17 protein-coding genes are annotated in these 22,065 nt (G+C 64.9%); 3 read left to right on the forward strand and 14 right to left on the reverse strand.

Annotated elements, in window-relative coordinates:
* Nucleotides 1–414: 414 nt before the first annotated feature.
* Nucleotides 415–579, reverse strand: a complete 165-nt coding sequence (locus JQ617_RS14220) for a Flp family type IVb pilin (RefSeq protein WP_018641576.1) — start codon at nt 577–579, stop codon at nt 415–417.
* A gap of 300 nt (nt 580–879) precedes the next feature.
* Here JQ617_RS14220 and JQ617_RS14225 point away from each other — a divergent pair, with 300 nt between their 5' ends.
* Entirely contained in the window at nt 880–2,367 is a 1,488-nt protein-coding gene (locus JQ617_RS14225; protein WP_212026862.1) for a hypothetical protein, read from the forward strand.
* A 23-nt stretch (nt 2,368–2,390) separates the two neighbouring features.
* Here JQ617_RS14225 and JQ617_RS14230 read toward each other — a convergent pair whose 3' ends face one another.
* The 3 genes from JQ617_RS14230 to JQ617_RS14240 form a co-directional block, all read right to left on the reverse strand.
* The gene (locus JQ617_RS14230; RefSeq protein ID WP_212026863.1) at nt 2,391–3,461 is read right to left on the reverse strand and encodes a hypothetical protein; all 1,071 of its coding nucleotides are present in this window, start codon (nt 3,459–3,461) and stop codon (nt 2,391–2,393) included.
* Between the two features lie 141 nt (nt 3,462–3,602).
* Entirely contained in the window at nt 3,603–4,808 is a 1,206-nt protein-coding gene (locus JQ617_RS14235) for an ABC transporter substrate-binding protein (RefSeq protein ID WP_212026864.1), read from the reverse strand.
* Between the two features lie 220 nt (nt 4,809–5,028).
* Entirely contained in the window at nt 5,029–5,355 is a 327-nt protein-coding gene (locus JQ617_RS14240; RefSeq protein ID WP_145668482.1) for a BA14K family protein, read from the reverse strand.
* 271 nt (nt 5,356–5,626) lie between these two features.
* On the opposite strand from JQ617_RS14240, the gene JQ617_RS14245 reads away from it, so the two are divergent.
* Complete coding sequence (locus JQ617_RS14245) at nt 5,627–6,484, forward strand: alpha/beta fold hydrolase (protein WP_212026865.1); 858 nt, start codon at nt 5,627–5,629, stop codon at nt 6,482–6,484.
* A gap of 668 nt (nt 6,485–7,152) precedes the next feature.
* On the opposite strand, the gene ftsH is transcribed toward JQ617_RS14245, so the two are convergent.
* From ftsH to tolQ, 10 genes are all read right to left on the reverse strand, one after another.
* Entirely contained in the window at nt 7,153–9,078 is a 1,926-nt protein-coding gene (gene ftsH, locus JQ617_RS14250) for an ATP-dependent zinc metalloprotease FtsH (protein ID WP_063694090.1), read from the reverse strand.
* 281 nt (nt 9,079–9,359) lie between these two features.
* The gene (tilS, locus tag JQ617_RS14255; protein WP_212026866.1) at nt 9,360–10,433 is read right to left on the reverse strand and encodes a tRNA lysidine(34) synthetase TilS; all 1,074 of its coding nucleotides are present in this window, start codon (nt 10,431–10,433) and stop codon (nt 9,360–9,362) included.
* 64 nt (nt 10,434–10,497) lie between these two features.
* On the reverse strand, nt 10,498–11,556 hold the full coding sequence (gene ybgF, locus JQ617_RS14260; RefSeq protein ID WP_212026867.1) for a tol-pal system protein YbgF: 1,059 nt from the start codon (nt 11,554–11,556) through the stop codon (nt 10,498–10,500).
* Nucleotides 11,557–11,740: 184 nt separating this feature from the next.
* Entirely contained in the window at nt 11,741–12,229 is a 489-nt protein-coding gene (gene pal, locus JQ617_RS14265) for a peptidoglycan-associated lipoprotein Pal (protein WP_024337630.1), read from the reverse strand.
* 292 nt (nt 12,230–12,521) lie between these two features.
* Nucleotides 12,522–13,259, reverse strand: a complete 738-nt coding sequence (locus JQ617_RS14270) for an N-acyl amino acid synthase FeeM domain-containing protein (protein WP_212026868.1) — start codon at nt 13,257–13,259, stop codon at nt 12,522–12,524.
* 179 nt (nt 13,260–13,438) lie between these two features.
* Nucleotides 13,439–15,772 (reverse strand): putative bifunctional diguanylate cyclase/phosphodiesterase, encoded by a 2,334-nt coding sequence (locus tag JQ617_RS14275; protein WP_063694094.1) that lies wholly within the window; start codon nt 15,770–15,772, stop codon nt 13,439–13,441.
* Between the two features lie 236 nt (nt 15,773–16,008).
* The gene (tolB, locus tag JQ617_RS14280) at nt 16,009–17,358 is read right to left on the reverse strand and encodes a Tol-Pal system beta propeller repeat protein TolB (protein WP_212027421.1); all 1,350 of its coding nucleotides are present in this window, start codon (nt 17,356–17,358) and stop codon (nt 16,009–16,011) included.
* A gap of 41 nt (nt 17,359–17,399) precedes the next feature.
* Nucleotides 17,400–18,359, reverse strand: coding sequence for a cell envelope integrity protein TolA (gene tolA / locus JQ617_RS14285; RefSeq protein ID WP_212026869.1), 960 nt, complete (start codon nt 18,357–18,359; stop codon nt 17,400–17,402).
* A 5-nt stretch (nt 18,360–18,364) separates the two neighbouring features.
* Nucleotides 18,365–18,817 carry a protein TolR gene (gene tolR / locus JQ617_RS14290; RefSeq protein ID WP_080139316.1) on the reverse strand — a complete coding sequence of 151 codons (453 nt, stop codon included), beginning with the start codon at nt 18,815–18,817 and terminating at the stop codon, nt 18,365–18,367.
* 43 nt (nt 18,818–18,860) lie between these two features.
* Nucleotides 18,861–19,577, reverse strand: coding sequence for a protein TolQ (gene tolQ, locus JQ617_RS14295; RefSeq protein ID WP_018641591.1), 717 nt, complete (start codon nt 19,575–19,577; stop codon nt 18,861–18,863).
* 636 nt (nt 19,578–20,213) lie between these two features.
* Between tolQ and ggt the strand changes: the two genes are divergently transcribed.
* Nucleotides 20,214–21,950 (forward strand): gamma-glutamyltransferase, encoded by a 1,737-nt coding sequence (gene ggt, locus JQ617_RS14300; RefSeq protein WP_212026870.1) that lies wholly within the window; start codon nt 20,214–20,216, stop codon nt 21,948–21,950.
* Nucleotides 21,951–22,065: the final 115 nt, after the last annotated feature.

Consider the following 22,065-nt stretch of genomic DNA (forward strand, 5'->3'; position numbering starts at 1 on the left):
GTGCGGACGCTGACGTTTCCTCGTCATTGCGAGCGCAGCGAAGCAATCCGGAATCCCTCCGCGGATACAGTCTGGATTGCTTCGCTGCGCTCGCAATGACGTTGTGGGTACGACATGCCCTATCATCCGCGAGTGGTGGGCACGCTGCGCTTTGCCCACCCTACGGGACCGCGATCGGCGAGGCAGCAGCAAATCTCCCGTTCCGCCATCCCGAGGTGCGAGTGGCGGGATGCAAAAGCATCGCGCCGGGAGCCTCGCAGGATGAACGGCCGGGATGCAGCCGGGCCGTCGCTCTTCGAGGCTTGCCCTGCGGCGCCGTCGCGCCGCAGGACGCGCACCTCAGGGTGACGGGTCACCCAAAAGAAAAGAGCCCCGTCGAAGACGAGGCTCTTAGAATTCCAAGGTCGTCCGAGCTTACTTGAGGCTGGACGAGATCGAGCCGAACTTGGTGTTCAGCGTGCTGCCGAGGTTGTTGACGACGGTGATGATCGCCAGCGCGATGCCGGCAGCGATCAGGCCGTATTCGATGGCGGTGGCGCCGGATTCATCCTTCACGAAACGCGCAACGAGGTTCTTCATAGAGTGCTCCCAAAAAAGTACACAAGGCTACAAGTGGTCTGGTCTCTTCGGCTTCCCAGCGCCGCCCGACCATGGAACCGAACCTAGAGACAAAGAATTTCGCCGCAGTTAATTCGACTGCGTAAACAAAGAGCGGTTTGCGTGTATTCGCCGATGGTAAACTGGAATTGAAAACAATCAGTTAAATTGTCGGGACATCAAGCCGCTCGTGCAGCCGGTTTACCCGAAGTTATGTCGGCCGTGGTCAAATGCCGCCCGCTCGGGCCCACCCGATGAGAACACCGAGGACGACGAGGCGGCATGTCCCTTTCCTTTGCCAACAGCATCGCGGTGCAGGGCCGCGCGCGCACGCTGGTGCCGCTCTGCGTCGGTGCAGGCGCCTATCTCTTCTTCCTCTTCGTCGGCGACACGCTGCTTCAGGACTCCGACTCGTTCTGGCAGATCAAGATCGGGCAATGGGTGATCGATCACCAGGCCCTTCCCTACACCGACTTCTATTCCTTCACCCGGCCTGGAGCTCCCTGGCTTTCGACCTCGTGGCTGTCGCAGGTCGCGTTCGCGCTCTCCCATACGCAATGGGGCTGGGCCGGTCCGGTCATCCTCACCGCGCTCGGAGTCGCGCTGTCGGCGGCGATCCTCGTCCGCCTGCTCGACGCGCATCTGGAAATGCCGCGCTCGGTGCTGTTCGCGATGCTTGCAATCGTGCTGTCGCTGCATCACATCCTGGCGCGGCCGCACATGCTGGCGCTGCCTGTCATGATCGCATGGGTGGGCATGCTGATGGCTGCAGCCGATCGCAGGGGCACGCCGTCATGGTACTGGCTGCCGCTGATGTCTTTGTGGGCGAGCCTGCATGGCGGCTTCGTGCTCGGCCTCGCGCTGATCGGCCCGATGTCGTTCGTCGCGCTCTGGGGCCTCGAGTCCGGCAAGCAGGTTCGCCTGCTGCTGCGCTGGTTCCTGTTCGGCGTCGCCGCGCTGGCCGCAAGCTGCCTCACGCCCTATGGCTGGCGCACGCTGCTGGGCGCGACCAACATCCTCAATCTCGGCGAGCTCTTGACCGTCATCTCCGAATGGTCGCCGGCGAACTTCGCCTCCTTCACCGCGTTCGAAGGCGCGCTGCTCGGCCTGATCGCGATCGGGCTCTATCGCGGCCTGACGCTGTCGCCGCCGCGCATCCTGCTGATCCTGCTGCTGACCTGGATGGCGCTGAGCCATGTCAGGAGCATCGAGGCTTTCGCCTTCCTGGTGCCGCTGGTGCTGGCCAAGCCGCTCGGCGAAAAATCGCCCCTGCGGCAAGCCGACACGCAAACCGGTGAGAGCTGGCCCGCCCGCTACGTGACTGCAATTGGCGCGTTGATGATCATGGCGGCAGGCTGGACCTCGACCTCGATCTACATGTCGCATCACCGCTTCACCTTCACGATGGACCAGACGCCGGTCGCGGCGACCGACCTGCTCGAGAAGCGCGGGGCAAAGCGCATCTTCAACTCATACAAGTTCGGCGGCTATCTGATCGCGCGCGACATCCCGGTCTTCGTCGACGGCCGCGCCGAGCTCTATGGCGAGAAGTTCGTGATGGACTTCTTCAAGGCGACCGAAGGCCAGAAGCCCGCGCTGCTCCCCGCCTTGCTCGACGAGCACAAGATCGACGCGACGCTGCTGGTCGCCGACTCCCCCGGCCCGCAGATCCTCGATCATCTCAAGGGCTGGAAGCGGATCTATACGGACAAGATCGCCGTGGTCCACGTGCGGGATGATGCGGATAGCGCGGCGGCGGCGCCGAAGTAGGGCGCAGCTTCAGGCGAAGCGCGTCAGTATTTCGACCAGGGCGTCAACTTCATCCTGTCGCTGGAATAGAAGAACGTGCGCTCCAGGTGATCCATCCCCCGGTCCCTCACGACCATCGTGACGTTGAAATCGCAACGCCGGTCATTGAGGCTGCGCGCCAGCGTAAAGCAATGCTGGTCGACGATCTGCTTTTCTGGCCCGTCGATGTCCGCAGCCGCCAGGATCGCGGTGCGCCCGTGCGTACGATCGAACTTCACGCATCGGTACTCATCCTCGTTGAATCGAAAGCAGGCCGTTCCTCCTGCCGTTCGAATTTTCTGACCGACCTGCCCTTCGCGCCCCAATCCCTGCGTCAGATGCCAGGCGACCACCTCGATCGCGTCATCGTCCGGCTTTTTCCTGGACTCATCGGCAAGCCGTGGCCGGCTGACCGTACCAAGTCCGAATGTCGGGCCGAGCTGAACGAGCCTCGCCTGGCCCTCCTTCATTCTTTTCGCGGCGTCTCCCAGGATGTCCGCCGAGGACCTCGGGCACAGATCGTTAGCGGCCTGGATCAATTTGCTGGCTTCTGAATAGCCAAGGTTGAGGGGATCGACCCCGCGATCCCTCACTGCAAGCCATGTGTTGCCGCGGTAGACCGAGAGGTAGTTGTCGCTGGCCCATTGCCGGGCAATGCCGTTCAGGGCAACAAATTCGCCGCCGACCTCTGCAATTCCCAGGAACGGATAATCCGCGGCGCAGAGGACGTTGTCGCGCACGCGAACGTCCGTGAACAGGCCCTGCTCGACCCGGATCGCGGTGACGCGAAGAGGCGCTGCAGCCGAGGCCTGCTTCTCAATTCCTTCGGCCGGCGGCGAGGGCTCCGTGCTCGACGCCGAGGGAGCGGTCGGAGTTGCCGGCGAACTATCATTCGCCGAGGCGCTCTGTTTGGCTTGCTCGGATCCGGTTGAAGCCGAGGCTCGCGCAGCCTCGCTGACCGGGGTGCCCGAATGATCGATAGCGTAGCGGATCAATCCTGTCGCGAGGAGGACGGCCAGAACGACGGGCGCAAAGAGTTTGCCGGAGCCATTCGCTCCAGGGCCTGTTCGGTGCATGCGGGTATTTCAACAGACGGAAGGGATTCTTGATTGCTTGCGAACAGGCTTAGTCGGCCGACATTCGCACCGTCAATACGACCAACGTCGCCGACTCGGCGCCAACTAACCTTTGTTAGTCGAGCCGCGCCCACCCGATCGTCAATTCCCCGTCTGCAGCTCGCCAAAACGCTCCCAGCTCTTGCCGTTGAAGCGCATGAACTGCATCTGGTCGATCGGGACATGGTCGGTCGTGCCAGTGTTGACCTTGATGCCGGGCAGCAGCATCGGCAGTTCGAGATCGCGGATCGCAAATGCCTGCTTCAGGATGTTCTCGGTCGACAGGTCGTCGCCGCAGGCCTTCAGCACCGCCTCGAGTGCCATCGCGCTGTTATAGGCGTTGACGTAGTTGGTGTCGTGCTGGTCGGCTTCGGGCACGTACTTTGTCATGAACTCGCGCCAGCCTTTCACTCCCGCATCGTCCTTCCAGGCGGGATCGTCGGGATCCTTGACGTAAGCGGTGGAGAGAATGCCGGTGCCGGCCTCCAGGCCCGCGGGCTCCATCACGGTCGAGATCCAAACCGCGACGTTGGAGAGGAACGTCATCGGTCGCCAGCCGATCTCGAAGGATTTGCGGATCGCCTGCGCTGCGAATTTCGGCGTCGCCGCGATCACGAACACGTCGGCGCCCGACGCCTTCAACTTCACGATCTGGGAATCGATGGTCGGGTCCTGGATCTCGTAGGTGGCATTGGTGACCACCGAATCGTATTTCTCGCCGAGCACGTCCTTGAGGCCGGCGAGATAGTCGCGGCCGTAATCGTCGTTCTGCGAGATGACGGCGAACTTCGCGTTCGGGTTCTTCGCCAGCGCGTAGCGCGCATAGAGCCGCGCCTCGTAGCGGAACGGCGCCTGCACGCCCATCGTTGCCTGCGGATACTGCGTGATGTCGGCGAACTTCGACGCGCCGGAGCCGATGAAGAGCTGGGGCACGTTCTTCGATTGCAGATATTTCGCGATCGCCGTGTTGTGGGCGGTGCCGATCGAGGAGAAGATCAGCGCGACCTCGTCGCTCTCGACCAGCCTGCGCGTCTGCTCGACCGATTTCGGCGGCGCGTAGCTGTCGTCGAGCGAGATCAGATTGACCTTGCGGCCGTTGATGCCGCCCTTCTCGTTCAGCATCCTGAAATAGCCGACCTCGCCCTTGCCGAGCGCGCCGAAGGCCGACACCGGCCCGCTATAGGGCATGGTCTGGCCGATCCTGATTTCGGTGGCGGTGACGCCGCGCAGCTCGGCGGCGTGAGAGGGGACGGTGATCGACAGGAACGATATGGCGCAAAGCGCGTCCAATGCCCTCGCAAAGCGCATCGGCTTCCCCTCCCCTTTTGTCCGGCGCGGTCACGCCGCACCTTTATTTGGGAAGAGCATGCCATGACATCGGCACGGACTCCAATCACTATCGAACCGGGTGGGCCTGCGAAAGCGTGCCCACCACGGCCTGTCGCGACTTCCGAGGGATGGCGGGCCCGGCGCGAGGGCGCCCTTGCCCAACCTGTCCGCTCGGACGACCGGCTTGCACCGGTGAGCTTTACCTGCAGGGATGGCGGTTGCCGTCGAAGCCCAGATAGGTGCCGGTTGCCGGATCGAAGGAACGATAGCGCGCGGCGCAGGACCGCGACATCGCGCCGTCCGCGCGGGCCACAACGTTGCCCACGCCTTGCACGCCCGCGGCACCGTCCGGCAGCTCGAGGCCGAGCCGGCCGGCCGGCGTCAGCGTGCCATTCAAATTGCGATCGGGATTTTCCGCCTCGTACGTACCCGGATGACTGCTGGCAAAGCCGGATTGAGCGAAAGCGGAGCCTGCGGTCAGGGCCGACAACACAATCACGGCGGCGAAAGTCTTGAATCCAGTCATGGTCGAACTCCATCATGGCCGGTGCATCGTGCGGCCGGTGCGAGGGAAGTGGATCGACATGGCGCGCGGGACAAGCGCGACTTGCGGCCCGGCGCGATCTCACCGTTCAAATGCAGAAAGAGCCGTGTGTTTGCGGAACACGCGCGCATGATTGCGTCGCCGCCGCGCGGCAGGCTCTGTCATCTTCACGTCTCGGTGCGACACTGTCTCGAGAGGTGACGCAATGGCGGCGCAATGCGCTAGTATCCGGCGACCGAACAGGAAGACGCACATGATGTTTCGCAATCTCTTCGCCGCGCTTCTCGTCGTGGTCTCGGTCAACGCAGCCCATGCGGCGCCGCGATGGCTGAACCTGCCGCCGACGCCGACCTTGCCCAAGGCCGCGCAGAGCGGCCTCGCACCCGTCAACGGCATCAAGGTCTGGTACGCAATGTTCGGCCGCGGCGAGCCCGTGCTGCTGCTGCACGGCGGCCTCGCCAACGCCAATTACTGGGGCCACCAGGTCCGCGCGCTGCAGCGGCATTATCAGGTCATCGTCATGGAGAGCCGCGGACACGGGCGCAGCACGCGCAACCAGGAACCGTATGGCTACGATCTGATGGCCTCGGACGTCATCGGGCTGCTCGACCATTTAGGGATCAAGAAGACGGCGATCGTCGGCTGGAGCGACGGCGCGATCATCGGGCTCGACATCGCGATGAAGCACCCGGAGCGGGTGAGCAGGCTGTTCGCCTTCGCGGCGAACTCGGATCCCTCGGGCGTTGCCGACATCGCATCGAGCGAGGTCTTCAATGCGTACATCGCCAGGGCCGGAGAGGAATACAAACGCCTCTCGCCGACGCCAACGGCGTACAAGAGCTTCGTCGAGGAGATCACCAAGATGTGGGAGAGCCAGCCGAAATGGACGGCTTCAGACCTTGCGGCGATCAAGGTGCCGACCTGGATCGTGGACGGCGACCATGATGAGGCGATCAAGCGCGAGAACACCGAGTTCATGGCCGCGAACATTCCGGACGCGGGTTTGCTGATCCAGCCGGAGGTCAGCCATTTCTCGTTCCTGCAGGATCCCGGGCAGTTCAATGATGATGTGCTGCGGTTTTTGGAGCGTGGGGCAGCCGCGGCGAAGTGAGATCTCGTAGGGTGGGCAAAGCGCAAGCGTGCCCACCATCTCTATCGCGACATCCAAGAGATCGTGGGCACGGCGCTACGCGCCTTTGCCCACCCTACGGGGCCGGTGCGCGTGATTGCGCCCGCGGCTCTTCGCTGCGCTCGCAATGACGGAGTATGGGGTTGCGGCGTGCTTTCTCTCGTGTCCCGGACGCGCTGCAGCGTGCAACGCTGCTGCGCAGAGCCGGGACCCAGGAGGCCACGCACTCCGCTGCAGCATGGGCCCCGGCTCTGCGGAGCGGCGCTTCGCGCCGCACCGCGTCCGGGGCACGAGAGCTGGGTTCAGGGCGCAGTTGCGCCCCCACCGTTATTGCGAGCGCAGCGAAGCAATCCAGAACTTCTCCGCGGTGGCAGCCTGGATTGCTTCGCTGCGCTCGCAATGACGGAGCTTGCGGTTGCGGCGCGCCGCCCTCTCGTGTCCCGGACGCGCTGCAGCGTGCAACGTTGCTGCGCAGAGCCGGGACCCAGGAGGCCACGCACTCCGCTGCAGCATGGGCCCCGGCTCTGCGGAGCGGCGCTTCGCGCCGCACCGCGTCCGGGGCACGGGAGCTGAGCTTCTGGCGCGTCAGCACCACCCAATAAAAAACGCGGCGTTGCCGCCGCGTTTTTCAATTCGTCCTGCCGCTTGCGTTACGCCTGCGGCTGGGGCTCCAGGCCGGGATCGGCATCGGGCCGCGGGCGCGGCGACTTGCCGGCCGGGGGCACGGCGGAGGCGCGCGGGGTGGTCGGCTCGAGCACGGACTCGCGGTTCGGCTTCTTGCCCTTGAGCAGGTCGACGATCTCGTCGCCCGAGAGCGTTTCGAACTCGAGCAGGCCCTTGGCCAGCGCTTCGAGGTCGCCATGCTTCTCGGTGAGGATGCGGGTCGCTTCCTTGTAGCCTTCCTCGACCAGGCGGCGGATCTCGGAGTCGATCTTCTGCACGGTCGCCTCGGAGGCGTTCTGCGTGCGCGAGACCGACATGCCCAGGAACACCTCGTCCTGGTTCTCGCCATAGGAGACGGTGCCGAGCTCTTCCGACAGGCCCCAGCGCGTCACCATCATGCGGGCGAGGCGCGTGGCCTGCTCGATGTCGGAGGCGGCGCCCGAGGTCACCTTCTCGCGGCCGAAGATCAGCTCTTCGGCGACGCGGCCGCCCATCATGATGGCGAGGCGCGAGGTCATCTGCTCCAGGGACATCGACAGCTTGTCGCGCTCCGGCAGCTGCATGACCATGCCGAGTGCACGGCCGCGCGGAATGATGGTCGCCTTGTGGATCGGATCGGTCGCGGGCACGTTGAGGCCGACGATGGCGTGGCCGCCCTCGTGATAGGCCGTCAGCAGCTTCTCTTCCTCGGTCATGACGAGCGACTTGCGCTCGGCGCCCATCATCACCTTGTCCTTGGCTTCCTCGAACTCGGCCTGGGTCACCATCCGCTTGTTGCGGCGGGCGGCGGTGAGCGCGGCTTCGTTGACGAGGTTCATCAGGTCGGCGCCGGAGAAGCCCGGGGTGCCGCGCGCGATGGTCTTGAGGTTGATATCCGGCGCCAGCGGCACCTTGCGGACGTGAACCTTGAGGATCTGCTCGCGACCAACGACGTCGGGATTGGGCACCACGACCTGACGGTCGAAGCGGCCCGGACGCAGCAGCGCGGGATCGAGCACGTCGGGGCGGTTGGTCGCGGCGATCAGGATCACGCCCTCGTTCGCCTCGAAGCCGTCCATCTCGACAAGCAGCTGGTTCAGCGTCTGCTCGCGCTCGTCATTGCCGCCGCCGAGACCGGCGCCGCGATGACGACCGACCGCGTCGATTTCGTCGATGAAGATGATGCAGGGCGCGTTCTTCTTGGCCTGCTCGAACATGTCGCGGACGCGGCTGGCGCCGACGCCGACGAACATCTCGACGAAGTCCGAACCCGAAATGGTGAAGAACGGCACGTTGGCTTCGCCCGCGACCGCACGCGCGATCAGGGTCTTACCGGTGCCGGGAGGGCCGACCAGCAGCACGCCGCGCGGAATACGGCCGCCGAGGCGCTGGAACTTGCCGGGGTCGCGCAGGAATTCGACGATCTCCTGCAGGTCCTGCTTGGCTTCGTCGACGCCGGCGACGTCCTCGAAGGTGACGCGGCCATGCGCTTCGGTCAGCATCTTGGCGCGCGACTTGCCGAAGCCCATCGCCTTGCCGGCGCCGCCCTGCATCTGCCGCGACAGGAAGATCCACACGCCGATCAGCGCGATGAAGGGCAGCCAGGAGACCAGCAGCGAGACGAACCACGGCACGTTGTCGCCGGGCGGCTTCGCGGTGATCTGGACCTTGCTGTCATAGAGGCGCTTCACCAGCGTCGGGTCGTTCGGCGCATAGGTCTGGAAGCTCGAGCCGTTGGTGAAGGTGCCGTGGATGTCCGGCCCCTGGATCACGACGTCGCGCACATTGCCGCGGTCAACTTCGCTCAGGAGCTGGGAGAAGGCGATGTCCTGCGAGGAGGCGCGCTGACCCGGATTCTGGAAGAGCGTGAACAACGCCAATAGCAACAAGACAATGATGACCCAGAGGGCGAAGTTGCGCAGATTGGCGTTCATCGATCTTCCTTCGTGGTCGCGCGGATCGCGGCCCTGATCCTTCAGGAGTTACTCGACCCAGTTACTTGGGGCTATTCGAGGAAATCCCCAAGGAATCCTCATCGTTAGACGCATACAATTTAGGTGCCGCCCCGCTCGATGCCAAGGGAACGAGATGGGACTATTTATCCCATCTTAGGGCGATTCCCGCTGAAATAATGGCGCCCGAAGCGGGGTTTTTCCTGCCTGGTTAAGGTGTCCTGACAACCTCGGCCGGAAGCGGCCGGTGTCATGATCCGCCCTCATCCGCCCTTGAAGTCCCCTCGGGATCGCCGGGCCGGCGCAGGCACGATGGAGATACGCCCCCCGGCAAGGCTGATCAAGGCTCCCGCAAGGGTCTGCTTCAAGATCGCACGGCCATTTGCGGCTGCGCGGGGGCCTGCAGCCAGGGCCTGATCGAGCGCGGACAGCAGGGTTTCGACCTTGCCGAGTTCCGCCGGCCCCTCATGGCCGAGGGCATCGATGGCCCGCAGCAGCAGCCGCAGGCGAACCTCCTCCGGCAGGCCCGCGAAGGCGCGCGCCTCGAAGCTGCGCGCGGCCGGCCCATGCGGCGCATCGTCGCGATCCCTCAAACGGAGGAAGCGCTCGGCACCGTCGGTCAGCACCTCGACCGCCGCATTGGCACGCGCCAGCCGGCCCGCGAGCCGCGCCAGGCTCCTGGCATCGCCGCCCTCGGCCGCGAGTTGCGGCAGCAGCGCGCGTAGCCGCGGCCGGGTAAACGTCGTGTCGCGATTGGTGGGATCCTCGGCGAAGCCGATCTTCGCCCGCCTCAACGTCGCAACGAGCTGCGACTTCGGCACGTCGAGCAGCGGACGCGTCAGCACGACGCCATCGCGCTCGGTCAGCTCCGCCATCGCCGACAGCCCGGCCAGCCCGCTGCCGCGGAGCATGCGCATCAGCAGCGTCTCGGCCTGGTCGTCGCGGGTATGGGCCGTCAGCACATGGCTCGCGCCGGCTTTTCGCGCGGCTTCCGCGAGCAGGCGGTAGCGGGCTTCGCGTGCGGCGGCAGGCAGTCCGGTCTTCGGCTTGGCGCCGCGCCAGCGCAGGGTCCGGTGCGGCAGGCCGAGCTCGGCCGCGAGCCGCTTGACCTCGCGCGCCTCGCGCGCCGCTTCCGGACGCAGGCCGTGATCGACGGTGACGACGGTGAGAAGAGGCCCGCGCGCAAGACTGCGCCGCCAGCGCGCCGCGAGCCACATCAGCGCGACGGAGTCAGGCCCGCCGGAGACGGCGAGCACGAGCGCCGGCGCGCCTTTCAACGCGGCGAAGAGCTGCTTCGCCGTGCGCGCCGAGATCGGTGAATTGTCGTCGTCTGACATGACGCTGCAATCGCCCGCGGATGGACCGACTGTTTAGCGCAATGCCGTCCGCCTTGTCAGCGGATCAGCACTTCACCCGCTTCTGCTCGCGGTCGACCGCGGCTTTGACGCCGGCGGAGGCACGCGGATATTTGCGGCCGATCTCGCCGAAGGCGGCGCAGGCCGCCTCCTTCTCCTTCAGCGCGGCGAGCGACTGGCCGAGCCGCAGCAGCGCATCGGGCGCCTTGGCCGATTTGTCGTATTTGGTGGTGACCGCGAGGAATGCTTCCGCGGAATCGCGATATTGCTGGCGCTGGAAATAGCTTTCGCCGAGCCAGTATTGCGCGTCGCCGAGCAGCGGGTCGCTCGGATATTTCTGCGCGAAATTCTTCATGGTCTGCTCGGCGAGCGCATAGTCCTTGCGCTGCATGTAGCCGATGCCGAGGTCGAACTCGTCGCGCGGCGTCGCCGAGGGCGGCAGCGTCGTGAGGCCGGCGCCGCCACCCGGTGCCGGATAACCCTGCTGCTGGGCCGGCGGATAGCCGGGCTGGGCCGCGGGCGGCACGCCCTGCTGGTAGCGCGGGCTGGTGTTGGCGAGATCGAGCGGCTCGCCGGCGTTGCGGCCACCGGGCGCACCGGCCTGCTGGCCTGCCGGCATCGGCTGCTGACCGCCGCCGAGCGCGCGCGGTGCGCCGGGGGCATTGGGATTCTGGTTCGGATCGAACGCATCGCCGCGGCGGCGCGAGCCCGGAGCACCGGGGGCCGGCTGCTCCTGCGCGATCGGCGCGGGAGGCGCGCCCTGCGGCTGCTCGTAATTCGGCTGCATGGCCTGCTGCTGTTGCGGCGGCTGCTGGCGATAGGCTGGGGCGACCTGCGCGGGCGGCACCGCGGTGACGCTGGGCTGCACCGGCACCTGCCCGGGAGCGGCTTGCGCGCCGCCCTCGAGCGCGCGCAGGCGCTCCTCGAGCTGGCGGTTGCGGTATTGCAGCTCCTCGTTCTGGCCGGTGAGCTGGCGCAGCTGGTTCTCCAGCCGCTCGATCCGAATCTCGGGATCGTCATCGGTCTGGGCGAAGACGGGCGAGCACAAGGAGAGCAGCGCGGCGGTCGCCACGGAGCCGGTGAAAACCTTCAATCTGGATGACATCTTGCCCTGACGACGAAAGCAAATGGCCTGCGACGGAACTTTCGACGCGCCACACATCGAAGTGGAGTACGCCAAAAATGTGACTGCGACAAAGGGGTTTCTGTCACAGATCGCTGAAACGAAACCGGCGCCCGTGAGGGCGCCGGCATGATCTATTCCTGAAGATGAACGGCGCCTGAAAGCGTCAGGAGCTCGCGTTCAGCACGGTGACGGCGCGGCGGTTCTGCGACCAGCAGGAGATGTCGTTACAGACGGCCACCGGGCGCTCCTTGCCGTAGGAGATCGTGCGCATGCGGTTCGGATCGATGCCGCGCGAGGCGAGGAACGAACGCACAGACTGGGCACGACGGGCGCCGAGCGCGATGTTGTATTCGCGGGTGCCGCGCTCGTCGGCATGGCCTTCGATGGTGAAGGAGTAGCGCGGATAGCTCTGCAGCCACTGCGCCTGCTTCTCCAGCGTCACGATCGCCTGCGGGGTCAGATCGGTCTGGTCGCTCTCGAAGAACACGCGGTCGCCGACGTTGACGACGAAGTCCTGCTGACTGCCGGGCGTCGCCGCATTGGCCATCGCATCCGTCGCGGCATTCTTGTTGGCGCAGGCGCCCATCGACAGTGCGACGGCAAGCACCGCGGCCAGCTTCAATCCCTGGAGGATACGCATAGGATGTTTCATTCCGGAGCCTCCACGCTCACGTTAGTCCACTGCTGTCCGGTCTACAGGGGGTTGGTTAAGCGAACGTTCCGTCAACCTTGACGGAACCTTGCCTCAGCCGGTCAAATGCCCCCAACCCGCGAAAAGCAACCGTCATGGTTAATGGTTTGTAAATGTGGCGCGAGGGTGAAGGCAAGCCGCACCGGCAGGCAAAATCGCTGGTTTTGCTGGAATTTTGGGCCTTGAGCGGGATGTGATGCGGTACGAGCCGTGGCCGAAGGCTCAAGCGACCGTCATGTAGCCGACGCAGATCCTAGGCGTGGACGGCGTCGTGAACGGCCTCCGGCACCAGCATCGGCCGCGCCGGGACCTGGCGCTGGACGCCGCGCCCGAACAGCATCCGCCGCTCGAAGGCGGTGGAGCGCATGATCGGATAGCGCTCGAACACCTTCTTGCGGAAGGTCGGGAAGTCCGCCGCCATCAGCCCGAACGGTTTCGTCAGACCCGGAACCAGACGCGGCTCGGCAATGGTCTCGTGCAGGAACACCCGGCGGTAGAAGGCCTGATGCTCGGGGCGCACGATCGCAAGGCCGAGATCGGCGTTGAAGTGCTCGCAGGCCATGTAGGCGAGCCGGGTGGTCAGATAGGGCAATTCCGGGACGCGCTTGACCTGGTCGGGATCGGCGACGAACCGCGTCGGGTCGATCATGACCTCGCCGCGATCGAGCCGCGGCAGCAGGATATCCGGGAAGACGTCGGCCGAGGTGGACTGGCGCCAGTCCGCGGTCAGCACGCTGATGCGCACCGAGCTGCAGAGCTTGCCCTGGAGATAGACGCCGAAGGTCCACGCGTTCGGCAATTCGTCATATTGGTCGGTGACGCGTGCTTCCGCGGATTCCTTGACCGCGCCCTCGCGCAGGTAGGCGCGGTAGCGGAGATTGTAGATCTCCTCCTTCTCCGCGGCGGTTTCGGCGAGGTGATAGTCGACGTCGGTCAGGAGCTCGGCACCCCGTCCAACAGCCGAAATGATCGCTCTGGCTGAGGACTGCATTCCAACTCCCTTACCCACCACCGCTCACACAAACGCGCGGGACAACTTCCACGCGCGTGATGATTTCTTAACAGCTTCTTAACAATGAAGCAAAGCAATCGAATGGTTAGGGTTAACCCCCCGTAGCACTACGGTAGGTAGCAACAGTCTGAAACCACAGCATATTCCCGATAGTGGGATTAGGCGAAAGAGCGCGAGGCGACGACCTGGAGCAGGCTCTCGCCGCGCCGTCCATGCGAGGCGTTGAGGAGCTGGCGCATGCGCACGGCGGGCACTGGGCGGCTGAACAGATAGCCCTGCGCCTCCGAGACGGTGCCGTCGGCGCTGATCAGTTCGAGCTGTTCGTTGGTCTCGATGCCCTCGACCACGACCGCCATGCCGAGGTCGGCCGACAGGCGGGCCACGCCGCGCAGCAGCGTCAGCGGGCGGTCGGTGTCGATGCCTTCCAGGAAGGAGCGGTCGATCTTGACCTTCTGCATCGGGAAATTGTGCAGGTAGCTGAGGCTCGAATAGCCGGTGCCGAAATCGTCGAGCGAGATGCGCACGCCGAGCGCATGCAGTTGCGACAGGATATCGTGGGTGAGCTGGGTGTTGCGCAGCAGCGAGGACTCGGTGATCTCGATCTCGAGCCGATGCGCCGGAAGCCCCGAGACCTCCAGCGCATAACGGATTTCGCTCAGCACGTCGCGCTGGTGGAATTGCTGCGGCGAGAAGTTGACGGCGACGCTGACGCCCTCCGGCCACTTCATGCATTCCATGCAGGCGCGGCGCAGGATCCAGCGGCCGAGATCGACGATCAGGCCCATGTCCTCGGCAACCGGAATGATGTCGATCGGGGAGACCGTGCCGCGCACCGGATGATTCCAGCGCAGCAGCGCCTCGCAGGTGGTGATCTTGCCGGACTTGAGGTTGACCAGCGGCTGGTAGAACAGCTCGAACTCCTCGTTGGCGAGCGCCTTGCGCAGGTCGAGCTCGAGGATGCGGCGGGCTTCGACGGTCGCCGCCATCTCGTCGCGGAAGAAGCAGAAGGTGCCGCGGCCGTCGGCCTTGGCGCGGTACAGCGCCATGTCGGCGTTCTTGAGCAGGGTGTCGGCGCTGACCTTGGCGTCCGGCGAAGTCAGCGCGATGCCGACGCTGGCGCCGATCTCGACCAGGTGATTGTCGATGCGATAGCGCTCGCTGAGCCGCTCGACGATGCGGCGGGCAAGGCTCGCGGCATCCTCGGCCGAAGAGATGTTCTGCTGGAACACGACGAACTCGTCGCCGCCGAAGCGGGCGACGAAATCCTCCGGCCGCAGCATCTCGCGCAGGCGGTTGGCGACCGCGCACAGGAGCTGGTCGCCGCAGGGATGGCCGAGCGTGTCGTTGACCTGCTTGAACTGGTCGAGGTCGACGAACAGCAGCGCCGAGAGGCGTTCGGCATGGTGCGCGTTTGCCAGCAGCCGCTCGATCTCGTCGCGGAAGGAGACGCGGTTGGGCAGCGCGGTGAGCTCGTCATAGCGGGCGAGATGGCTGATGCGGGCTTCGGCGTTGGTGCGCTCGGTGATGTCCTCGAGCAGCAGCACGGTGCCGCCGCCGGTCATCGGCTGGAACGTCCAGGCCAGCGTGCGGCTGCGCGCGGAATCCGGATCGGCGGTGACGATCTCGCAGATCCGCGCATGTGCGATCTCGGCCAGGATCTGGTTGCCGCTCTCCGCCGAGATGGTGCCGGCGGCGATGCAGGCCGAGACGATGTCGGCCGCGGTCGCGCCGCGCTTGACCAGGTCCTCGGGCAGGCCCATCAGCTCGCCGAAGCGATGGTTCATCACCGCAAGGCGGCCGTCGGCGCGGAACATGCACAGGCCGTGCGGCATGTTGTTGAGCGCGGTGTCGAACTGGCTGGCCAGCGCGGATTCGCGGAAGCTCGAGGTCAGCGCCTTGACGAAGATCGCGTGCAGGCTGAGGTTGATGTTCTTCAGGCCGATGAAGAAGAACATGAGCAGGATCGCGAGGCCGACGTGATAAGGGCCGCCGTGCAGCAGCAGCGCGAGCGACATCGGACCGCAGGCGAGTGCGACGTGCCACTGGATCACCCGGGGCTGACCGTAATTGCGTGCGGCGCCGCCGGCGGTGTAGCCGATGCCGATGGCGACAGCGAGCATGTCGGCGACCGGATCCTCGTTGTTGTAGATGACGACGAAGGCCCAGATACCGAGCACGGCCGCATAGCTGAGCGCGCCGATCCAGTAGCGCGGCTCCAGGTGCTTGGCCTCTTCGAACGACAGCGGGTGTGCGCGGTTCTCGTATCCGCGCATCTGGAACGCGCGGGCGGTGCCGATGGCGATCAGCAGGAACGCGAGCGGCCACAGCCAGACGTCGCCGGTCTTCAACGCAGTCATGACCGCGGCCACGGCTGCGGAGGCCGAGCCGAGGAAGATCGCCCAGAAATTCTGAACCATAGAGTTGATGAGAGCGGCGTAGAGTATCGGCTCCAGCTCGTCTCGATCGCTCTGCTTCTGGTCGGCCAGCTGCATTGGCTACTTACGCGTCCTGTTTAGCGCGTACTTTTACCCAGCCCAGGTGAAGCCTTTCTGAGGGAACATCGTTAAAGTCGAGTTGTTTTTCGGCAATTGCGAACCCAATTGCGCTGAAATATCAAGCAACTAGGCAAGCGTTGCCGGGCACAAGGTGAAGGAAAGCTTGCTTTCCCCACCGAACGCGAAAAAAACGGCGCTTTTTTTCGGAAACATCGCGCGTCTGAACGCGCGATTTATTGGCCAGCGGTCGAGGACAATAGCGGCGACCATGCCGGGTCGGAGGCGAAGCCCGGCGTCGGCACCTTCAGCTCGTTGCGGCCGGAGATGTCGACCGAGTAGAGCGACGGTCCGCCGTTGCCGCCGGGATCGCGGAAGAACATCAGCACGCGGCCGTTCGGCGAGAAGGTCGGGCCCTCATTGTGGAAGCCGGAGGTGAGCAGCCGCTCGCCGCTGCCATCAGGCTTCATGACGCCGATCGAGAACTGCCCGCCGCCCTGCCGGGTGAAGGCGATGTAATCGCCCTTCGGCGACCACACCGGCGTCGAATAGCTCGCGTTGGTATCGTCCTTGGAGAACGAGATGCGCTGCGCCGCTCCTCCGCCCGCGCCCATCACGTAGATCTGCGACCTGCCGCCGCGATCGGACTCGAAGCAGATGCGGGTGCCGTCCGGCGAATAGGACGGAGACGTGTCGATCGCCGGTGTGTCGGTGAGGCGCGTGGTCGAGCGCGAGCGCAGATCCATCACGAACAGGTTGGAATTGCCGCCCTGCTGCAGGCTCATGATGACGCGCTGGCCGTCCGGCGAGAAGCGCGGCGCAAAGGTCATGCCCGGGAAGTTGCCGACGATCTCGCGCTGGCCGGTCTCGATGTTGAAGAGATAGACCTTCGGATCGCCCTGCCCGAACTCCATGTAGGTGATCTCTTGCGAGTTCGGCGAGAAGCGCGGCGTCAGCACGAGGTCGGAGCCGCGGGTCAGATAGCGCACGTTGGCGCCGTCCTGGTCCATCATCGCGAGCCGCTTGACGCGGCGCTCCTTCGGACCGGTCTCGTCGACGAACACGACGCGGCTGTCGAAATAGCCCTTCTCGCCGGTCATGCGCTCGTAGATCTGGTCGGAGATGATGTGGGCAATGCGGCGCCAATATTCCGGCGAGGTGAAATATTGCTGGCCGGCCAGCTGCTGTCCGGACACGACGTCCCACAGACGGAATTCGGCCTTGAGGCGGCCGTCCGGCTGCCGCGTCATGCGGCCGGTGACGAGCGCCTGCGCGTTGAGGGTCTTCCAGTTCTGGAATTGCGGCGCGACGTCGATGTTGCTGATGCGCTCGATGAAGGCAGCCTGGTCGATCGGGGCGAACAGGCCCGAGCGCTTCAAATTGTTGGTGATGACCTGCGTCACGCCATTGCTGACGTCGCCGTCGGACGGCGAACCCGGCACGAAGCCGCTGATCGCGATCGGGATCGGCTGGAAGCCCGTGGGATCGATGCGGAGGCGGCCATCCTGACCTTGAGCGAAGGCGCGTCCGCCACCGAGCACGGCAAGCGTCGATCCAGTCAGGGTCATGAAGCGGCGGCGGTTCATCGAACGGGCATCATTCATTGCAAAATTCTTTTGTTCGGATGTCACAACATGTCTTTCAGGCCGAAAGTCATCGGGATGAGCTTCCAGCTCTCGTATTGCTGCTTCGGCATGAACGAATAGACCTGGCACTGCACGATGGCGCGCTTCGCGCTCTCGGCGACCGCCTGGGCGATCGATCGCGACGGTCCCCTCACCGCGACGACAACGGGCTCGGATGCGAGCGAGCCATCGATCTTCATGGAGATGTCGATGTCGGCTTCATACTGATCGGCGTCCTGCCCGTCATAGGGGACCGAGAAGCAGCGCTTGACCGCGCTCCCGAAAGCACCCCGCCAGGTCGCAACGTTGTTGGCGGCAGTCCCGGTCGCCGATCCCAGCGACGCCGACGCATTCAGCGCCGAGCCGGTCTGTTCGTGCCGGGTCGCGGCACGCTTGTCGAGGTCGCGCTGGATCTGCGCGGGATCGAAGCTGCGCTCCTTCGGCTTCGGCTGCTGCTGCGGCTGCACGGCCGCGACCTTCTGCTCGACCGGCTTCGGCGGCGGCTTCTTGGTGTCCAGCTTCTTCTGCAGCTCGGCGATCGGATCTTCCTTGGCCGGATCAGGCTTCTTTTCCTGCGGCTTCGGCTCTTCCTTCGGCTTGGCTTCGGCGACCGGCTTCGGCGGCTCGGGCTTCTTCTCGACCGGCTTCTCGACGGGCTTCGGCGGCGGCTCCGGCTGCGAATTGGTCTTGATCAGCTCTTTCTTCTCGGTGACCTTGCCGACCGCGTCTTCCTCAGGCTTGGCTTCCGCGATCTTCTCGACCTTGGGCTTCGGCTCTTCCTTCTTGCCGGTCTTCTGCCCTGCCATCATCTTGGCGAGCTGATCGGTGGAGATGATATCGACCGGAAGCGACTCCTCCGGCGCGATGTAGGCCTTGCTGCTAAAGGTGACGAGGCCCCACCCCAGCACGAGGATGTGGAGGGTAATCGACGCAACGAGTGTCTTGTCGACCTTCACCTTCACTGGCTTTAAGACCCCTGATCCGCTTCCGTGACGAGCGCCAGCTTCTTGAATCCGGCACCCGACAACAGGCCCATCACCTTGGCCACGGTGCCGTAATCCGCCTTCTTGTCGGCGCGCAGATAGATGCGCTCCTCGAGCCCGCCGCGGGCATCCGTGATCGCCTTCAGCTTCGGCACCAGCTCGTTGATCGCGACCTCGGCGTCGTTGATGAAGACCTTGCCCTTGATGTCGACCGACATCTGCAGCGGCTTCTGGTCGTTGTTCTCGAGGCTCTTGGCCTGGGTCTGCGGCAGGTCGAGCGGCACGCCGACCGTCAGCATCGGCGCCGACACCATGAAGATGATGAGCAGCACCAGCATCACGTCGACCATCGGCGTGACATTGATCTCGGCCACGACGGGCTTGCGCCGGCCACGGCGCCCGCCGCCTCCGGACGAACTCGCAACGTTCATCGCCATGATCGCGTGCCCAAATTGCCCTTCACACTATACATGCCGTCCGTCAGCCCCGCTCGTCGATCTGGCGGGACAAAATGGCTGAAAATTCATCAGCGAAGCCCTCGAGCCGCTGGGCCTGCCGGTTCACCTCGGAAGTGAACTTATTGTAGAAAATAGTGGCAGGAATGGCAGCGATAAGGCCGACCGCGGTCGCAAACAGCGCTTCCGCGATGCCCGGGGCGACCACCGCCAGGGAGGTATTTTTCGACGCCGCGATCGACTGGAAGCTCGACATGATGCCCCAGACGGTGCCGAACAGGCCGACGAAGGGGCCGGCGGAGCCGACGGTGGCGAGCACCAGAAGGCGGCGTTCCAGCCGCTCGACCTCGCGCGCGATCGAGACGTTCATGACCTTGTCGATGCGCATCTGCAGGCCTGCGACCGAGCGGGCGTGGCTCTCGAACGAGCGTTTCCACTCGCGCATCGCCGCCACGAAACAGGCCGCCATGGAATGCGTCGGCTTGGCCGAGAGCGTGCGATAGAGTTCCTCGATCGACTCGCCCGACCAGAAGGCCTGCTCGAAACGGTCCATCGAGCGGCGGGTGCGGGCGAACAGGAAGATCTTGTCGATGGCGATCGCCCAGACCCAGACGGAGCAGGACAGAAGTCCCAGCATCACCGCTTTCACGATCCAGTGAGCCTGCCAGAACAGCGCGATCAGCGACACGTCCGCGGAAGCGGCAACCGGAAGGGCTGACTGAGCCACGTCGGCCGGATTCATAAGCAGTATCCTCTCAAGGCGATCTCTAAACCTCATGTCCCGGCCAGCAAATGACCGCCGGTTCCCCAACCGCCGCGCTAACCGCGCAGCCGGCAAGCCCGCTCAAAGCCTTGTCTTTCTGGGGTGCAGGGCTCGTCCAAAGCCGGCCGCCTGCATTCCCTGCCAACATGTCAAAACTAAGGGCCTTGGCCCCACGCCTTGACTTCGGGCTCCGGGCACGCCTGTCCACCCTTACCAGAGCCCGCCGATGGTTAATGCGGGGTTACCGGCGGCGAATTTGGCTGCGGGAAAGGTAGGCGGTGCAGGGGGATGGCAACTGCGCGGCGTTGCTGGAGGCGAAAACTGCCAGCTCCGAGCAGGGTCGGTTCCCTCCCCCCTTGCGGGGGAGGGTTAGGGAGAGGGGTGCCACACGGGCACTCGCTCTGAGACGAAGATCCCTGGCGCGCAATAAACACCGTTTCCTGGGCTACCCCTCTCCCCCACCCTCCCCCGCAAGGGGGGAGGGAGCGCAGGGGTGCGCCTTGGCGAGCATCGTGCGTCACCACTCCTCATGCTCCATCAGCGCCCGCGAGCTGATAGGGTCCGTTCGCGGACAACAACGTGCCGGCACCACCGGCCAGCCCAAGGGAACTCCCCATGCCGAAACCACAGACAAATGTGCGGTGGATGACCGCCGCGGTCGTATCGATCTGTCTCGTCGCATACAGCACCGCGCGTGCGGCCTCGGTTGCGCCGGTCGCGGCGGAAAACGGCATGGTGGTGTCGGCGCAGCATCTGGCGACAGAGGTGGGCGTCGAGGTGCTCAAGCGCGGCGGCAATGCCGTCGATGCGGCCGTTGCCGTCGGCTATGCCCTTGCCGTCGTCTATCCGGCGGCGGGCAATCTCGGCGGCGGCGGGTTCATGACGATCCAGCTCGCCGACGGCCGCAAGACCTTCCTCGATTTCCGCGAGACCGCGCCCAAGGGGGCGACGGCCAACATGTATCTCGACAAGGACGGCAACGTCATCAAGGGCATCTCGACCAAGGGGCATCTGGCCGTGGGCGTGCCAGGGTCCGTCTCGGGCATGGAATATGCGCGCGAGAAATACGGCACCATGAAGCGCGCCGATCTGCTCGCCCCCGCGATCCAGCTCGCCGAGCAGGGATTTGTGCTCGACCAGGGCGACATCGACCTGCTGCGCACGGCAACCGACGATTTCAAGGACGATCCCGCATCGGCCGCGATCTTCCTCAAGGATGGCCAGCCGTTCGGCGTCGGCGACAAGCTGACGCAATCCGAATTGGCGAAGACCCTGCGCGAGATCAGCAGCAAGGGCACCGACGGTTTCTATAAAGGCTGGGTCGGCAGCGCGATCGTGGCGTCGAGCCAGGCCGGCAAGGGCCTGCTGACGCAGGACGACCTCGACGGCTACAAGACGCGCGAGCTCGCACCCGTCGAATGCGACTATCGCGGCTATCACGTGGTGTCCGCGCCGCCACCGAGCTCGGGCGGCGTCGTCATCTGCGAAATCCTGAATATCCTGGAGGGGTATCCGCTCAAAGAGCTGGGCTATCACTCCGCGGCTGCCACGCACGTGCAGATCGAAGCGATGCGGCACGCTTACGTGGACCGCAACAGCTATCTCGGCGATCCCGACTTCGTGAAAAATCCGCTCGACCGCCTGCTCGACAAGGCCTACGCGGCCAAGATCCGCGCCGTGATCGACCCGAACAAGGCCGGCATCTCCAAGGACATCAAGCCAGGCGTCCCGCCGCACGAGGGCAGCAACACCACGCACTATTCAATCGCGGACAAGGACGGCAACGCGGTGTCCGTCACCTACACGCTGAACGACTGGTTCGGCGCCAAGGTCACGGCTGCGAAGACCGGCGTGCTGCTCAACGACGAAATGGACGACTTCACCGCCAAGGTCGGCGTTCCCAACCTGTATGGACTGGTGCAGGGCGAGGCCAATTCCATCGCGCCCGGCAAGCGGCCGCTGTCCTCGATGAGCCCGACCATCGTCAGCAAGGACGGCAAGCCGGTGATGGTGGTGGGCACGCCCGGCGGCAGCCGCATCATCACGGCCGTGCTGCAGACCATGATCAACGCCATCGACTACGGCATGAACGCGCAGGAAGCCGTCGACATGCCGCGCATCCACCAGCAATGGCTGCCGGACCTGACCAATGTCGAGAACTATGCGCTGTCGCCGGACACGCAGAAGATTCTGGAGGGCATGGGCCACAAGTTCGGCCCGCCGCAACCGGCCAATCATCTCGCGGTGATCATCGTCGGCGCGCCGTCGCTTGGCGGCAAGCAAGTCGGCAACAACCGCTACTACGGTGCGAACGATCCGCGCCGCAACAGCGGGCTGGCGGCGGGGTATTAAGAGAATGCGTACGGCGTAATCCACCTTTTGATCTCAGCGGTGGCAGAAGAGGTGGGTTACGCCAGCGGACTGCGCTTCGCGCAGCCGCAGGGCTAACCCACCCTACAGCCGCGTC

Origin of the sequence: Bradyrhizobium sp. KB893862 SZCCT0404 (genome assembly GCF_018130885.1) — a bacterium.
GTDB lineage: Bacteria > Pseudomonadota > Alphaproteobacteria > Rhizobiales > Xanthobacteraceae > Bradyrhizobium > Bradyrhizobium stylosanthis.

Bases quoted from the DNA above. Each gene is read 5' to 3' on its own strand.
- tolB (WP_212027421.1), bottom strand. From the start codon at position 17,358: ATGAACCGCCGCCGCTTCATGACCCTGACTGGATCGACGCTTGCCGTG.
- JQ617_RS14245 (WP_212026865.1), top strand. From the start codon at position 5,627: ATGATGTTTCGCAATCTCTTCGCCGCGCTTCTCGTCGTGGTCTCGGTC.
- ggt (WP_212026870.1), top strand. From the start codon at position 20,214: ATGCCGAAACCACAGACAAATGTGCGGTGGATGACCGCCGCGGTCGTA.
- JQ617_RS14235 (WP_212026864.1), bottom strand. From the start codon at position 4,808: ATGCGCTTTGCGAGGGCATTGGACGCGCTTTGCGCCATATCGTTCCTG.
- ybgF (WP_212026867.1), bottom strand. From the start codon at position 11,556: ATGTCATCCAGATTGAAGGTTTTCACCGGCTCCGTGGCGACCGCCGCG.
- pal (WP_024337630.1), bottom strand. From the start codon at position 12,229: ATGAAACATCCTATGCGTATCCTCCAGGGATTGAAGCTGGCCGCGGTG.
- JQ617_RS14275 (WP_063694094.1), bottom strand. From the start codon at position 15,772: ATGCAGCTGGCCGACCAGAAGCAGAGCGATCGAGACGAGCTGGAGCCG.
- tolR (WP_080139316.1), bottom strand. From the start codon at position 18,817: ATGGCGATGAACGTTGCGAGTTCGTCCGGAGGCGGCGGGCGCCGTGGC.
- JQ617_RS14270 (WP_212026868.1), bottom strand. From the start codon at position 13,259: ATGCAGTCCTCAGCCAGAGCGATCATTTCGGCTGTTGGACGGGGTGCC.
- JQ617_RS14230 (WP_212026863.1), bottom strand. From the start codon at position 3,461: ATGCACCGAACAGGCCCTGGAGCGAATGGCTCCGGCAAACTCTTTGCG.
- tilS (WP_212026866.1), bottom strand. From the start codon at position 10,433: ATGTCAGACGACGACAATTCACCGATCTCGGCGCGCACGGCGAAGCAG.
- JQ617_RS14240 (WP_145668482.1), bottom strand. From the start codon at position 5,355: ATGACTGGATTCAAGACTTTCGCCGCCGTGATTGTGTTGTCGGCCCTG.
- tolQ (WP_018641591.1), bottom strand. From the start codon at position 19,577: ATGAATCCGGCCGACGTGGCTCAGTCAGCCCTTCCGGTTGCCGCTTCC.
- ftsH (WP_063694090.1), bottom strand. From the start codon at position 9,078: ATGAACGCCAATCTGCGCAACTTCGCCCTCTGGGTCATCATTGTCTTG.
- JQ617_RS14220 (WP_018641576.1), bottom strand. From the start codon at position 579: ATGAAGAACCTCGTTGCGCGTTTCGTGAAGGATGAATCCGGCGCCACC.
- JQ617_RS14225 (WP_212026862.1), top strand. From the start codon at position 880: ATGTCCCTTTCCTTTGCCAACAGCATCGCGGTGCAGGGCCGCGCGCGC.